At 58.9% G+C, this 14398-nt stretch carries 13 protein-coding genes; all 13 read left to right on the top strand.

All coding sequences use genetic code 11. From position 1 onward, the window contains the following. Positions 1 to 537 precede the first annotated feature (537 nt). The 13 genes from tssA (at position 538) to HP062_RS20285 (ending at position 14388) form a co-directional block, all read left to right on the top strand. Positions 538 to 2094: a type VI secretion system protein TssA gene (tssA, locus tag HP062_RS20345; protein WP_102594561.1), complete on the top strand. Its 1557-nt coding sequence runs from the start codon at positions 538 to 540 to the stop codon at positions 2092 to 2094. Between the two features lie 32 nt (positions 2095 to 2126). After that, a complete protein-coding gene (gene tssB, locus HP062_RS20340; protein WP_010465292.1) occupies positions 2127 to 2630 on the top strand; it encodes a type VI secretion system contractile sheath small subunit in 504 nt (167 codons plus the stop codon). A 29-nt stretch (positions 2631 to 2659) separates the two neighbouring features. Then, positions 2660 to 4135 carry a type VI secretion system contractile sheath large subunit gene (tssC, locus tag HP062_RS20335; RefSeq protein ID WP_010465290.1) on the top strand — a complete coding sequence of 492 codons (1476 nt, stop codon included), beginning with the start codon at positions 2660 to 2662 and terminating at the stop codon, positions 4133 to 4135. Between the two features lie 14 nt (positions 4136 to 4149). After that, entirely contained in the window at positions 4150 to 4557 is a 408-nt protein-coding gene (gene tssE, locus HP062_RS20330) for a type VI secretion system baseplate subunit TssE (protein ID WP_008150080.1), read from the top strand. A gap of 10 nt (positions 4558 to 4567) precedes the next feature. Continuing rightward, a complete protein-coding gene (locus HP062_RS20325; protein WP_010465287.1) occupies positions 4568 to 5074 on the top strand; it encodes a PAAR domain-containing protein in 507 nt (168 codons plus the stop codon). A gap of 5 nt (positions 5075 to 5079) precedes the next feature. Further along, complete coding sequence (locus HP062_RS20320) at positions 5080 to 5832, top strand: hypothetical protein (protein ID WP_172791938.1); 753 nt, start codon at positions 5080 to 5082, stop codon at positions 5830 to 5832. Between the two features lie 26 nt (positions 5833 to 5858). Next, positions 5859 to 6137 carry a hypothetical protein gene (locus HP062_RS20315; RefSeq protein WP_256665855.1) on the top strand — a complete coding sequence of 93 codons (279 nt, stop codon included), beginning with the start codon at positions 5859 to 5861 and terminating at the stop codon, positions 6135 to 6137. Positions 6138 to 6500: 363 nt separating this feature from the next. After that, entirely contained in the window at positions 6501 to 6968 is a 468-nt protein-coding gene (locus tag HP062_RS20310) for a hypothetical protein (protein ID WP_256665854.1), read from the top strand. Between the two features lie 24 nt (positions 6969 to 6992). After that, positions 6993 to 8780 (top strand): type VI secretion system baseplate subunit TssF, encoded by a 1788-nt coding sequence (tssF, locus tag HP062_RS20305; RefSeq protein ID WP_010465276.1) that lies wholly within the window; start codon positions 6993 to 6995, stop codon positions 8778 to 8780. Beyond that, entirely contained in the window at positions 8744 to 9751 is a 1008-nt protein-coding gene (gene tssG, locus HP062_RS20300) for a type VI secretion system baseplate subunit TssG (RefSeq protein ID WP_010465275.1), read from the top strand. Before tssF ends, tssG begins: the two co-directional genes overlap by 37 nt. Positions 9752 to 9764: 13 nt before the next feature. After that, complete coding sequence (gene tssH / locus HP062_RS20295) at positions 9765 to 12413, top strand: type VI secretion system ATPase TssH (RefSeq protein WP_010465273.1); 2649 nt, start codon at positions 9765 to 9767, stop codon at positions 12411 to 12413. Between the two features lie 10 nt (positions 12414 to 12423). After that, positions 12424 to 13941 carry a sigma-54-dependent Fis family transcriptional regulator gene (locus HP062_RS20290; protein ID WP_102594558.1) on the top strand — a complete coding sequence of 506 codons (1518 nt, stop codon included), beginning with the start codon at positions 12424 to 12426 and terminating at the stop codon, positions 13939 to 13941. Positions 13942 to 14247: 306 nt separating this feature from the next. Beyond that, positions 14248 to 14388 (top strand): hypothetical protein, encoded by a 141-nt coding sequence (locus tag HP062_RS20285; protein ID WP_007894589.1) that lies wholly within the window; start codon positions 14248 to 14250, stop codon positions 14386 to 14388. Positions 14389 to 14398 lie beyond the last annotated feature (10 nt).

Genomic DNA, 14398 nt, shown 5'->3' with positions numbered 1-14398 from the left:
TGGACTGATTAATACACTCTGGAAAACTAATGCTCACTTGTTCGCTGTTTCAAGTCCTTCACTGATATCCCCCGATATATTAAGTGCCATCATGGCGATGGCACTTTTCTGCGTCTCCGTTGTCGCGCCTCATTCTTTTCCATGATGACCACAACCTTTCGGACGATTCCTACATTCATTGTCTTTTATTGTTGGCATGCTCTACGTCTATGAGGGGAAAATGTTGCCAACAAATCGGCGCATCCCTCTCGGGGCGCTCTGGCTCAGTGCTTTCAGGGGTTGCCGTAAGAGCGTGAATATTAAATCGGCATCGGGGAATCCCCTGTCTCATATAGGGAAACCTCTTACACGCAATAAAGCGCACTTCGTCTTGTTGTTTAATCGGATGCTTGCTAGTGGCCATCATCGTGAGTACGATGCGCGCACTTGAAAGAGCACGAACTCAATTGGATGAGACTCATCGCAGCTCTTTGATACTGTCCCGCGCCGCTGCAACTGCAATTGGCGTTCGACCGTAATCCTAATTAAAGGCCATGGATGTCCTACTCAAGCAAACTTTCCGCTCATTACCTCGAACTCGCAAAAGCCTCTGTTTCCAAAGAGAATTTCGCGGGCGAGGACGTTCGCTTTTCCAGCGAATATGAGGCACTGGAAAGCGAGCTGGCGAAAGCCTCGTCCATGCACGAAAGCGGTCAGATCGACTGGCTGAAAATCCGCGAAAACAGCGAAAACCTGCTGCGCACCCAGTCCAAGGATTTGCGGGTCGGCGCTTGGCTGACGTGGGCCTTGTACCAGCGCGAATCGTTCCAGGGCTTGCTGGCTGGCCTCGGGTTGCTGCACCACCTGTGCGAGAACCACTGGGCTGACCTTCACCCGAACAAGGCCCGCACTCGCTCCGCCGCAATCAGTTGGCTGGTGCCGCGCCTTGAGCAGGTGCTGACCGAGAACGTCGCGATCAAAGAGCAGTTGCCGATGTTCCGGCGGCTGGTCGAACATCTGGAAGGCCTCGATGCCGCCTGCACCGAGCATTTGGGTGACGATGCGCCGCTGCTGCTGCCGATCTCCCGCCGTCTGAAAAACATGGTGCAACGCGCCGCCGACAACCAGCCGGAACCCGGCGTGGTTGGCGCCGCAGTGGCCCAGGTCAAACAGGCCGCGACGCAGCTGTTCACCCCCGGCGCACCGATCGACAACGAAAAAGAAGCCCACAAGGCCCTGCGCGCCCAGCAGGAAAGTGCCCGTCCGTTGTGTGCCTGGTGGCTCAAGCAGAAAGCCACTGATCTGCGCGCCCTGCGCCTCAATCGCACGCTGCTGTGGCTGCCCATCGACGCGGTGCCCGAGCGTAACGCCGAGCAAATCACCGTGTTGCGCGGCTTGCCCGCCGACAAGCTCAAGGCCTATCAGGACCGCTACGATCAAGCCAAATACGCCGACTTGCTGGTGGAACTGGAGGCGAGCCTGGCGAAGGCGCCGTTCTGGTTCGATGGCCAGCGAATGGTCTGGGAGTGCCTCCAGGGCCTGAACGCCGAGATGGCAATGCGCGAAGTGGAAATCCACTTCGCGCTTTTGATTCAGCGCCTGCCCGGCATCATCGAATTGCGTTTCCACGACGGCGCGCCGTTCGCCGATCCGGCCACCCGCGCCTGGATCAGCGCCAACGTCATGCCGCACCTGCAAAGCGCCAGTGCGCCGCGCAAGGTTGAAGTCGCCGACAGCCAGCCAGCCTGGGAAGTGGCCCTCGAAGAAGTCCTGCCGATCCTGCGCAAGGACGGCCTCAAGGCCGCCGTGCAGATCCTCAAGCAGGGGCTGCAAAGCGCCCAGGGCGGACGCGTCCGGTTTTTCTGGCAGTTCGCCCTCGCGCGGCTGTGCTTCATGGCCAAGAAATACGAACTGGCCAAGACCCAACTCGAAACACTCGACCAAACATTACAGGACTCAGGCCTGAACGCCTGGGAGCCCGATCTTGCGCTGGAAGTGCTGCATTTACTGCATAGCTGCTGCGAGTTGTTGCCGCAGAACCATGCCGTACGTGAACGCAAGGAAGAGATTTATCGCAGGCTGTGCCACCTCGATCTCGAAGTGGTACTCGAATAGGCCCCAGGGCCACAACCGCAAGGAGAAAAGCCATGGCCAAAGAAGGCTCGGTAGCCCCCAAGGAACGCATCAACGTCACCTTCAAACCTGCCACCGGTGGTGCACAGGAAGAGATCGAACTGCCGTTGAAACTACTGGCAATCGGTGACTACACCCACCGCAAGGACGAACGCAAAGTCGAAGATCGCAAGCCGATCAGCATCGACAAAATGACGTTTGACGAAGTGCTGGCCAAGCAAGAGCTGAGCCTGACACTGAGCGTACCGAACCGTCTTCAGGAAGAAGGTGACACTGAAGAACTGGCCGTGAAACTGCGCGTCAATTCGATGAAGGACTTCAACCCGGCCTCGCTGGTCGAGCAAGTGCCTGAGCTGAAAAAACTGATGGAACTGCGCGACGCGCTGGTGGCCCTCAAAGGCCCACTGGGTAACGCGCCTGCGTTCCGCAAAGCCATCGAAGGCGTTCTCGCCGACGACGAATCCCGCGGTCGCGTACTGGGTGAGCTGGGCCTGAACGCCGCAGCCCAGGACGCCTGAGTCTCCATCAGCCTAAGGAAGCCAACACCATGAGCACTAGCGCAGCACAGCAAAAGAACAAAGAGAGTGGCGAATACAGCATTCTCGACAGCATCATCGCCGAAACCCGCCTGACGCCGGACGACGAAGCCTACGACATCGCCAAGCGCGGTGTGTCGGCCTTCATCGAAGAGCTGCTCAAGCCGCAGAACAACGGTGAGCCGGTCAAGAAAGCCATGGTTGACCGCATGATCGCCGAGATCGATGCCAAGCTCAGCCGCCAGATGGACGAAATCCTGCACCACCCTGACTTCCAGTCCCTGGAATCGTCGTGGCGTGGCCTGCAGTTGCTGGTCGACCGCACCAACTTCCGCGAAAACATCAAGATTGAAATCCTCAACGTCTCCAAAGAAGACCTGCTGGACGATTTCGACGATTCGCCGGAAGTGATGCAGTCGGGCCTGTACAAGCACATCTACACCGCTGAATACGGTCAGTTCGGTGGTCAGCCTGTGGGCGCGATCATCGCCAACTACTTCATGTCCCCAAGCTCGCCGGACGTGAAACTGATGCAGTACGTGTCCAGCGTTGCCTGCATGTCCCACGCGCCGTTCATTGCGGCTGCCGGCCCGAAATTCTTCGGTCTGGAAAGCTTCACCGGCCTGCCGGACCTCAAGGATCTGAAAGATCACTTCGAAGGCCCGCAATTCGCCAAATGGCAGAGCTTCCGCCAGTCGGAAGACTCCCGTTACGTTGGCCTGACCGTGCCGCGTTTCCTGCTGCGTAACCCGTACGACCCGGAAGAAAACCCGGTCAAATCGTTCGTGTACAAAGAAACCGTCGCCAACAGCCACGAACACTACCTGTGGGGCAACACCGCCTACGCGTTCGGCACCAAGCTGACCGACAGCTTCGCCAAATTCCGCTGGTGCCCGAACATCATCGGCCCGCAGAGCGGTGGCGCGGTTGAAGACCTGCCGTTGCACCACTTCGAAAGCATGGGCGAAATCGAAACCAAGATTCCTACGGAAGTATTGGTTAGCGACCGTCGTGAATACGAACTGGCCGAGGAAGGCTTCATCTCCCTGACCATGCGCAAAGGCTCCGACAACGCGGCGTTCTTCTCCGCGAGCTCGGTGCAGAAGCCGAAGTTCTTCGGCATCAGCGCAGAAGGCAAGGCCGCAGAGCTGAACTACAAGCTCGGCACCCAACTGCCGTACATGATGATCGTCAACCGCCTGGCTCACTACTTGAAAGTGCTGCAGCGCGAGCAACTCGGTTCGTGGAAAGAACGTACCGACCTCGAGCTGGAACTCAACAAGTGGATCCGCCAGTACGTGGCCGACCAGGAAAACCCAAGCGCCGAAGTCCGTGGCCGTCGTCCACTGCGTGCAGCCCAGATCATCGTCAGCGATGTCGAAGGCGAGCCTGGCTGGTACCGCGTCAGCCTGAACGTGCGCCCGCACTTCAAGTACATGGGTGCCGATTTCACCCTGTCGCTGGTTGGCAAGCTGGACAAAGAGTAAGAGGAGCCTGAGTCATGACTGGATACGGCAGCCTTTTCGAACGCCTGGGTGGCGACGCGGACAAACGCGTCGGCTGGAGCCGCGAGGTCTCCGCCATGGCGTCCGTGGCTGCCCATCTGGCCAAGATGCTCAGCACCCGTGCGGGCAGCGTGCAAACGCTGTCCGATTACGGGCTACCCGATCTCAATGACATGCGTCTGAGCCTGCACGACTCCCTGAGTCAGGCCCGTCTGGCCATCGAAAATTTCATCGAAGCCTACGAGCCACGCCTGAGCAATGTGCGTGTCATCTCCCTGCCGCGTGATCACGATCAGCTTCGCCTGTCCTTCAGCATCGAAGGCTTGCTGGAAGTTGATGGTTTCAAGCGCCAGGTCAGTTTCGCCGCGCGCCTGGATGGCAGCGGTCAAGTCAAGGTCAACTAAGGAGATTCGTATGTCCGGCAAACCAGCAGCACGCGTATCCGACCCCACCGCTTGCCCGCTCCCCGGCCACGGCACCAACCCGATCGCCGCCGGTTCCGGCGACGTCTTCTTCGACGGCCTCGCGGCCGCCCGCCAAGGCGATGCCTCGGCGTGTGGTGGTGCGATGTCGGGCGGATTGGCGACGACGGTTTTGATCAACGGCAAACCGGCTGCGACGGTGGATTCCGTCGGGACCCATGGCAACAAGGTTACGGCTGGTTCCGGGACGGTGATTATCGGCAATTCGCATTCGCCGGTGCCGTTTGTGGCGCCGTTGCCTTTGATTCTGCCTGGTTTTGATGAGCAATTTGTCCTGACTGACAAAAGCGGAGCGCCTATGGCAAACCGTCGATATCTCTTGGTCCGAGAAAATGGTCTTCAAGAAGAAGGCGTTACTAGTGATACAGGTTTGACTCATCGAGTGACGCGGCACGCGAGTGCGGAAAAAGTCGATATCTACGTTGCATCAGAGGATTGATGCAAATGACGACAGACGTGTTGGAAACATCAACAGGGATATTTAAAAAGGTTGCTTCGACCAGCAGTACTGCTACTGCGGACAGGACACCGAAACATATCGTTCTGGAAGAAGGTCTGACTGTTTATCTCGGTGGTGCTGGGATGACCGGTGGGTATATTGATGACCAGATTAAGTCACTGCGTATGGTGGGTATTAGTGGCGCAGTAGTAGGGCGTAATACTGAGGGTCAATATGCTGATGCTGTTGCTGGCGTCAATAAGCACCGTTACAGGCTTAAGAAAATTAACGGCATGTCGGACACTGGACCGTATAGCGTTGAGGCGGACTGGAGTCTGAAGTCGTTAGGCGTTAGCCGATCTTTTCCAACCGGAGGGCAATTTAATCTTATTGGTTATTCCTTTGGATCGCTGGTAGCCGCCCAATCTGCTCTTTTTTACGCAGATAAAGGGCAGGCCGTTGATTATCTTGTACTGATAGGTTCTCCAATTTCTGAAGAAATGCTTGGGGAAGTTAGGCAGCAATCCCTGATCGAGCATGTAGTCATTCTTGACTTGAAGGAGCATGGCGACCCTATTCATGCAGGCATGTCATTTTTTGACTTGGCTGAGCATGCTCCTTTGCTCGGCTCGCAGATGACCGAGTCCAGCGAGCGTAAAGAAGGTGTGGGACATTTTTACTACGGTATTGACGGTCCTTCAGGTGAGCAGCGCCGACTAGAGCTGGCAAAGTTCCTCTATGCACAGGGCTTGCGTTGATGGGTAGCGCAAAAACAGTCAGAGCAATGATCATCATCGCCAACGCTTTGATCGCACCGTTTGCATTGTTCGAAATTTATGCGGTTATCCGGTTCGGGTTTGCGGAGCCTTATAGTTATTTGCTTTCCGTTCCGCTGGGAATTATCTCGTTCTTGCTATTACAGTTCGCTATTGGTTATGGAGTGGTTAAGGGGTGGATGGCCTGCAGAATGCCCGGTAACTATTATTTGCTCGTGCTTTGGATAATCGGTTTGCTGGTGTTGTTCGTGCTTCCGAAGTTTTTTTCAGATGGGCCGATGTCGTGATTAGTTATGAAACTAACCCCATTCCAAAGATTGCGCTTGAGCTGCTGCATTCGAAAGATTTGGTCGTGTCGAAAATTCTTAAAATGATCAACTATTTTTATTTTTTGACCTCCGCGGTTTTTCTGTTGATGTCGTGCACTGATCCGAAAACTAAGTGGTCAATAGCTGGGGTTGATGTCTACGGAGGCTTATTTGTTTTTTGTATGTTTTTTTATATTCCGATGATGGCGTTTTCTTTTTACTATTTTGTAAGAGCGCTAATGAATTTCTTCAAATATAAACGCTCGCACGATGGCTTTTCGTTCTTGGTTTCCTCCGTTGTAGGTGTTGTTGCTCTTTACAGTTTCAATCACTGGGTGTTCAGTGAAATTTACTAACGATTCGGCGCAGAACATTCGAAAAAGCGAATGCTGCGCTAATCCAAATTTTTTCAGAGTAGCGCTCTGGTCTCCGCTCCTGGTGATGTTGGCTTTGACACTGGCCGAGCAGGGCGACGAATACGCGGCGGTTCTGGACTGGCAACAAATGCTGTTGATCTACGTTCTCTCATTCGGAATCCCGGCCTACATCGCATTTGCCCTGTGGGCAATGCGAGCACTGAACGGAAAAACCGAACAGCAGATTTTGAAAAGCGTGTGGCGCGCACCACTGACCTTCATCCCTTTTTACGCTGTCCCGTGGGTGATTTATGGGTTGGCCCATGTGCTTTTGGGGAGCCTTGCCGGGTTCCCGATGATGTTTGGCTGGCTGGCTTTTTTACCGTACCTCCTCATTGCGGGCTACGTGGTTTCCGGTCTGACAGTCGCGCTCTACAGGACAGTTTTTTCATGAGATCCACCACCAGGAAGGTACCCCGTGTCCTTTAACCACTACTACCAAAGCGAACTCACCGCACTTCGCCAGTTAGGTCGTCGATTCGCCGAGCGTAGCCCGGCATTGGCGCCTTTCCTTGGCCAGGCCGGGCGAGATCCGGACGTGGAGCGGTTGCTTGAGGGCTTCGCGTTCCTGACCGGGCGCCTGCGCCAGAAGCTCGATGACGAACTGCCAGAACTCAGCCATTCCCTGATGCACTTGCTGTGGCCGAACTACATGCGGCCGTTGCCGGCGTTCAGCATTTTGCAGTTCGATCCGTTGAAGCGTTCGGGTCCTGCGTTGATGGTCGAGCGCGACACGCCAGTCGAGAGTGTGCCAATCGACGACGTGCGTTGCCGTTTCCGCACGTGCTACCCGACCGAAGTCTTGCCGCTGGATCTGGCTGCGCTGAATTACTCGGTGAAGGGCGACGGCTCGCTGTTGAGCCTGCGTCTGGAGATGAGCGCTGACGGTCATCTCGGTGAATTGGAGCTGAGCCGCCTGCGCCTGCACTTCGCCGGCGAGCGTTACATCAGCCAGATGCTCTACCTCAGCCTGCTGCGCAATCTGGAAGGCATCGAGCTGATCCCGCTGGACGGCGCCGGCAAGCCCATCAACGGCGTCAACGGCATGCCGATGGCGTTCAAGATGCCCGGCGACCGCGTGCAGCCGGTGGGTTTCGCCGAAGAAGAAGCGTTGATCCCGTATCCGCTGAATACCTTCCGTGGCTATCGCTACTTGCAGGAATACTTCGCTTTCCAGGACAAATTCCTGTTCGTCGACGTCAACGGTCTCGACATGCTCAAGGCATTGCCGGAAGACACGCTCAAGCAAATGCGCGGCCTCGAATTGCGCTTCGACATTCGCAAGAGCGGCATCATGCGCATGCGTCCGACCCTGGACAACGTGAAGCTTTATTGCACGCCGATCGTCAACCTGTTCAAGCACGACGCCTTGCCGATTCGCCTCGACGGCAAGCAAGACGAATACCTGCTGCTGCCCGCCGAATTCGATTTGCAAAACTGCGGCGTGTTCTCGGTGGAAACGGTCACGGGATGGAAGCCCGGTGGCCTCGGGTATCAGGAATACGTGCCGTTCGAATCGTTCGAGCACGACCCGAGTTTCGACGTGCCCAACAGCCGTCCGCATTACAGCATCCGCCAGCGTTCGTCGCTGTTGCACGACGGCCTCGACACTTATTTGAGCTTCGGCATCCGCCACACCGAAGCCCACGAAACCCTGTCGATCGAGCTGATGTGCACCAACCAGAACCTGCCCAAAAAGCTCAAGCTCGGCGACATCAGCATGGCCTGCGAAGACACGCCGGAGTTCCTGAGCTTCCGCAACATCACCCCGGCCACACCCAGTTACGCGCCGCCGCTGAACCGCGACTTTCTCTGGAAGCTGATCAGCAACATGTCGCTCAACTACCTGTCGCTGGCCGACGTCAACGCGTTGAAGGTGATTCTGGAAACCTACGACCTGCCGCGCTACTACGACCAACACGCTGAAAAAGTCAGCAAACGCCTGCTCGGCGGGCTCAAGTCGATCAAGCACAAACACGTCGACCGGTTGCACCGAGGGTTACCGGTTCGCGGGTTGCGCACCGAACTGACCATCGACCCGGAAGGGTATATCGGCGAGGGCGACCTGTTCGTTTTCGCCTCGGTTCTTAACGAGTTTTTCGCGCTTTACGCCAGTCTCAATTCGTACCACGAGCTGCGAGTAAAAAGCACACAGGGAGAGGTGTACCAATGGACACCACGTATGGGCCTTCAGCCGCTTCTTTAAGCGGGCTGACCCGAGGAATACGCGAGTACTCGCTGTTTCAGGCCGTGCTGCTGGTGGTTGACCGGCTGCGCGAGGCCCACCCGCACCTGAGCCAGGACGATCTGTACGATCAGCTCGAATTCCAGGCCAACCCGAGCCTGGGTTTCCCTGGCAGCGACGTCGATCGCGTGGAGTTTTTCCACGAGCACGGGCAGATGCGCGCGCGCCTGCGTTTCAACCTGATCGGCCTGGTCGGTTCCGGCTCGCCACTGCCGGCGTTCTACGGTGAACAGGCCCTGGGCGACAGCGAAGACGGCAACCCGACCCGCAACTTCCTCGACCTGTTCCACCATCGCCTGCAACGGCTGATGCTGCCGATCTGGCGCAAGTACCGCTACCGCGCCAGTTTCGAGAGCGGCGCGCTCGATCCGTTTTCTTCCCAGCTTTTTGCCCTGATCGGCCTTGGCGGCGAAGAGATCCGCAAGGCCCAGGAACTGAACTGGAAACGTCTGCTGCCGTACCTCGGTTTGCTCAGTTTGCGGGCGCACTCGGCGGCGCTGATCGAAGCGGTGCTGCGTTACTACTTCAAGCACGCTGAACTGACCATCGAGCAGTGCATCGAGCGTCGCGTGGAGATTCTCGACGAGCAGCGCAATCGTCTGGGCCGCGCCAACAGCCTGCTTGGCGAAGACCTGGTGCTGGGCGAGCACGTGCGCGACCGCAGCGGAAAATTCCGCATCCACATCCGCGAGCTCGACTGGCAGCGCTTCCACGAATTCCTGCCGATCGGTTTCGGCTACCAGCCGCTGTGCGCGCTGGTGCGGTTCACCCTGCGTGACCCGCTCGATTACGACATTCGCCTGGTGCTGCGCCAGGAAGAAATCCGCGAACTGCGCATCGGTGAGCAAAACGCCTGTCGCCTGGGATGGACCAGTTGGCTGGGCCGCGAAAAAGCGGACGGCGTGGTTACCCTGGGCAGCAAAATTCATTAAGGACAGATGACCCATGATCAACGTAGACCTGCAACAACTTATCCAGGCGCTGGACGCCGAAACCCGTCGTGACCTGGAAAGTTCGGCCGAACGTTGCGTCGCCCGTGGCGGCAGCAAAATCCTCGTCGAAGACTTGCTGCTCGGCCTGCTGGAGCGCCCGCAAGGCCTGCTCGCACGCGCGCTGCAAGACGCCGAAGTGGATGCCGGCGAACTGAGCGCCGCGTTGCAATCGCGGGTCGAGCACAGCGCTTCGCGCAACCCGGTGTTCGCCCCGGAACTGGTGCAGTGGCTGCAAGACGCGTTGCTGGTGGCCAACCTTGAACTGGGCCAGAGCCAGGTCGAGCAAGCCGCGTTGATCCTCGCGCTGCTGCGCAACCCGATGCGCTACGCCGGCAGCCGCTACCAGTCGTTGCTGGCCAAGCTGAACATCGAACGCCTGAAAGAATTCGCCCTGTCGCAGAAAGAACAACCGGCCACCGGTAAGCCTGCCGTGCCGGGCGAATCGCTGCTGGAGCGCTTCACGCACAACCTCACTCAACAAGCCCGCGACGGCAAACTCGACCCGGTGCTGTGCCGCGATGGCGCGATTCGCCAAATGGTCGACATCCTCGCCCGCCGCCGCAAAAACAACCCGATCGTGGTCGGTGAAGCCGGTGTCGGTAAAACCGCCATTGTCGAAGGCCTGGCCTCGCGCATCGCGGCTGGTGAAGTGCCGCAAGTGTTGAAAGGCGTGGAGTTGCTGTCGTTGGACATGGGCCTGTTGCAGGCCGGCGCCAGCGTCAAAGGTGAATTTGAACGTCGCCTCAAAGGCGTGATCGACGAAGTCAAAGCCTCGCCGAAACCGATCATTCTGTTCATCGACGAAGCGCACACGCTGATCGGCGCGGGAGGCAATGCCGGCGGTTCCGACGCAGCCAACCTGCTCAAGCCAGCCCTGGCCCGAGGCGAGTTGCGCACCATCGCCGCCACCACCTGGGCGGAGTACAAAAAATACTTCGAAAAAGACCCGGCCCTGGCCCGTCGCTTCCAGCCGGTGCAACTGCACGAACCGACCGTCAGCGAAGCGGTGACCATCCTTCGTGGTCTTGCTCAGGTGTACGAGAAGAGCCACGGCATCTACCTGCGCGATGACGCGGTGGTGGCGGCGGCGGAATTGTCGGCACGTTACCTCGCGGGCCGTCAGCTGCCGGACAAAGCCGTCGACGTCCTCGACACCGCTTGCGCCCGTGTGCGCATCAGCCTCGCCGCCGCCCCGGAAAGCCTCGAACGCCTGCGTGGTGAACTGGCTGAAGGTGGCCGTCAGCGTCAGGCCCTGCGCCGTGATGCCGAGGCCGGTTTGCTGATCGATCACGAAGCGCTGGACGCGTTGGAAGATCGCCTGGCCGCCGCCGAAGAGGAAATGGTCGCACTGGAAACCCTGTGGACCGAACAGAAAGAATTGGCCGAACGCTTGCTGGATCTGCGTCAGCAACTGGCCAAGGCCCGTGAAGCAGCAGCCGTCGAGCCAACCGTCACGGTTGAAGAAGACGCCGAAGGCACCGTGATCGAAACGCTGCCGGTGGACGAGGCACACAGCGTCGAAACCCTGGAAGCCGCGCTCAACGACACTCACAAAGCCCTGACCGAGCTGCAGGTCAAAGAACGTCTGGTGAGCTTCGAAGTGTGCCCGCGTCTGGTCGCCGAAGTGATCAGCGCCTGGACCGGCGTGCCATTGGCGCAACTGGCCCGCGAGCACAACGCCAAAGTCGCGAGCTTCGCCACCGATTTGCGCACCCGCATTCGTGGTCAGGAACAAGCCGTTCACGCGCTGGACCGCTCGATGCGCGCCACCGCTGCCGGCCTGAACAAACCAGACGCCCCGGTTGGCGTGTTCCTGCTGGTCGGCCCGAGCGGCGTCGGCAAGACCGAAACCGCGCTGGCCCTGGCCGACTTGCTGTACGGCGGTGATCGTTTCATCACCACCATCAACATGTCCGAGTTCCAGGAGAAACACACGGTCTCGCGCCTGATCGGCGCACCGCCGGGCTACGTCGGTTATGGCGAGGGCGGCATGCTCACCGAAGCCGTGCGCCAGAAACCGTACTCGGTCGTGTTGCTCGATGAAGTCGAGAAGGCCGACCCGGACGTGCTGAACCTGTTCTACCAAATCTTCGACAAAGGCGTGGCCAACGACGGCGAAGGGCGCGAGATCGACTTCCGCAACACGTTGATCCTGATGACCTCGAACCTGGGCAGCGACCGCATCAGCGAGCTCTGCGAAAACGGCGCACGACCGAGTGCCGAAGTGCTTGAAGAAACCATCCGCCCGGTGCTCAGCAAACACTTCAAACCGGCGCTGCTGGCGCGGATGCGCGTGGTGCCTTACTACCCGGTCGGTGGCCCGGTGCTGCGCGAGCTGATCGAGATCAAACTCGATCGTCTGGGCGAGCGCCTGAATCGTCGCCAGCTGGATTTCACCTACTCGCAAGACCTCGTCGATCACCTGGCCGAACGTTGCACCCAAAGCGACAGCGGTGCGCGTTTGATCGACCACTTGCTCGACTTGCACGTTCTGCCGCTGGTGGCCGACCGTTTGCTCGATGCGATGGCCACCGGTGAAAGCCTCAAGCGTGTCCACGCGACGCTCGACGGTGGCGCCAGCGTGACGTGCGAGTTCGCCTGAGGTGGGTGTGATGTTCACTCAAGTGCCGCAACCGCTGGTGTATGCCGAAGCCTTGCTGGCGCAATTCGCCAGCCTGTCGCGCGCAGCGGACGGTGCTGCGCTGCTGGGTGACTTCGTGCGCGGGCTGGCCGAGCTCAGTGGTTGCGAATTGACGCAGCTGTACTTGCTGGACGCGACTCACACGTGCCTGGGGATGAACGCCGAGTGCCTCAACGGCATCCTGCAACCCCGGGAAGCGGCGAGCCTGCCGGCGGATTACAACGGTGAACAACTGCTGCAATTCGCCCTGTGCCAGAACCGCGTAGTGAGCCTCAGCGAGTTGAGCGGCAGCCTGCACGAAACCAGCTTTTTGCCGCCACAGGCCACGCCTTGGCAGTCGCTGTTGTGCGTGCCGCTGGTCAATCAGCAGAAAGCTGTCGAAGGCTTGCTGCTGTGCGCCAGTCGCCGGCACGTCGACCTGCAAGGCTTTGCCGATTCCCTCGCTCAACTGGGTTCGTTCGTGCTGGGCCAACTGCATCTGTTACAGCGTTTGCGCCAGCCGGCGGGTGAGGCGAGACCGTTGAAGGCCAGCGTCCCGAGCGCCAGCGGTTATGGCCTGATCGGCAAGAGCAAGGCCATGCGCGAGACGTATTCGCTGATCAGCAAAGTCCTGCACAGCCCGTACACCGTGCTGCTGCGCGGCGAAACCGGTACCGGCAAGGAAGTGGTCGCACGCGCCATCCACGACTGTGGCCCGCGCCGTTCCCAGGCGTTCATCGTGCAGAACTGCGCGGCGTTCCCCGAGAACCTGCTGGAAAGCGAACTGTTCGGCTACCGCAAAGGCGCGTTCACCGGTGCCGACCGCGACCGTGCCGGGCTGTTCGATGCGGCCAACGGCGGCACCTTGTTGCTGGATGAAATCGGCGACATGCCGTTGTCCCTGCAAGCCAAGCTGTTGCGCGTGTTGCAGGAAGGCGAGATCCGTCCGCTGGGCTCCAACGACACTCATAAGATCGACGTGCGCATCATCGCCGCGACGCACCGGGATTTGTCGGTGCTGGTCAGCGAAGGCAAATTCCGCGAGGACTTGTACTACCGCCTCGCGCAATTCCCGATCGAGCTCCCGGCCCTGCGCCAGCGCGAAGGCGACATCCTCGACCTGGCCCGGCATTTCGCCGACAAGGCGTGCTCGTTCTTGCAGCGCGATGCGGTGCGTTGGTCCGATGCGGCGCTGGATCACCTGTCCGGCTATGCGTTCCCCGGCAACGTGCGCGAACTCAAAGGCCTGGTCGAACGCGCGGTGTTGCTGTGCGAGGGCGGTGAGTTGCTGGCCGAGCATTTCTCCCTGCGCATGGAGGCCATGCCCGAAGACAACAGCCTGAACCTGCGCGAACGCCTGGAGCAGGTCGAACGCAGCCTGTTGCTCGATTGCCTGCGCAAAAACGACGGCAACCAGACCCTCGCCGCCCGCGAACTCGGCCTGCCACGCCGCACGCTGCTTTATCGCCTTGGGCGCCTGAATATCAATTTGGGTGATTTCGATGGTTAACCCCATTTTCTACCCACCAATAACTCTGGCTGGAATGCTTGCTTTGGCCAGCACATTCCCTGTGGCGAGGGAGCGTGCTCCCGCTGGGCTGCGCAGCAGCCCCAAAACCATGCGCCGCGGTGTCTCAGTCAAACCGCATTCGTTGATTTACGACTGCTGCGCAGCCGAGCGGGAGCAAGCTCCCTCGCCACAGGGGATCGGCTCTAACCACCGGATTAGAGCCCCACAACCCATTTCATTTGCTTTCGATAGCGCCGCCCAACCGGGTCGGCGCTTTGTGCTTTGTCTACCCATGGAGACCCTCTGATGCCTGTTCGTCACTGGCAAGCCGTCCTGCTGACCCTCGTCGTTCTATGCGGCCTCGGCGGCTGTAGCGGCAATTACAAATACAACGACAACACCTATCGCCCATTGGGTGATCCGCAGGCGGTCAATCGCGGCAAGTGACCGCAAGGAG

It is taken from the genome of Pseudomonas sp. B14-6 (genome assembly GCF_013260315.1).
Classification (GTDB): Bacteria; Pseudomonadota; Gammaproteobacteria; order Pseudomonadales; family Pseudomonadaceae; genus Aquipseudomonas; species Aquipseudomonas mandelii.
The sequence above is the reverse complement of the archived record's forward strand: the minus strand, read 5'-3'. Positions and strand labels throughout refer to the sequence as shown.

What these genes read in the sequence shown, in the direction of transcription:
- tssA (WP_102594561.1), top strand. Translation starts at nt 538, where the DNA reads ATGTCCTACTCAAGCAAACTTTCCGCTCATTACCTCGAACTCGCAAAA.
- tssB (WP_010465292.1), top strand. Translation starts at nt 2,127, where the DNA reads ATGGCCAAAGAAGGCTCGGTAGCCCCCAAGGAACGCATCAACGTCACC.
- tssC (WP_010465290.1), top strand. Translation starts at nt 2,660, where the DNA reads ATGAGCACTAGCGCAGCACAGCAAAAGAACAAAGAGAGTGGCGAATAC.
- tssE (WP_008150080.1), top strand. Translation starts at nt 4,150, where the DNA reads ATGACTGGATACGGCAGCCTTTTCGAACGCCTGGGTGGCGACGCGGAC.
- HP062_RS20325 (WP_010465287.1), top strand. Translation starts at nt 4,568, where the DNA reads ATGTCCGGCAAACCAGCAGCACGCGTATCCGACCCCACCGCTTGCCCG.
- HP062_RS20320 (WP_172791938.1), top strand. Translation starts at nt 5,080, where the DNA reads ATGACGACAGACGTGTTGGAAACATCAACAGGGATATTTAAAAAGGTT.
- HP062_RS20315 (WP_256665855.1), top strand. Translation starts at nt 5,859, where the DNA reads ATGATCATCATCGCCAACGCTTTGATCGCACCGTTTGCATTGTTCGAA.
- tssG (WP_010465275.1), top strand. Translation starts at nt 8,744, where the DNA reads ATGGACACCACGTATGGGCCTTCAGCCGCTTCTTTAAGCGGGCTGACC.
- tssH (WP_010465273.1), top strand. Translation starts at nt 9,765, where the DNA reads ATGATCAACGTAGACCTGCAACAACTTATCCAGGCGCTGGACGCCGAA.
- HP062_RS20290 (WP_102594558.1), top strand. Translation starts at nt 12,424, where the DNA reads ATGTTCACTCAAGTGCCGCAACCGCTGGTGTATGCCGAAGCCTTGCTG.
- HP062_RS20285 (WP_007894589.1), top strand. Translation starts at nt 14,248, where the DNA reads ATGCCTGTTCGTCACTGGCAAGCCGTCCTGCTGACCCTCGTCGTTCTA.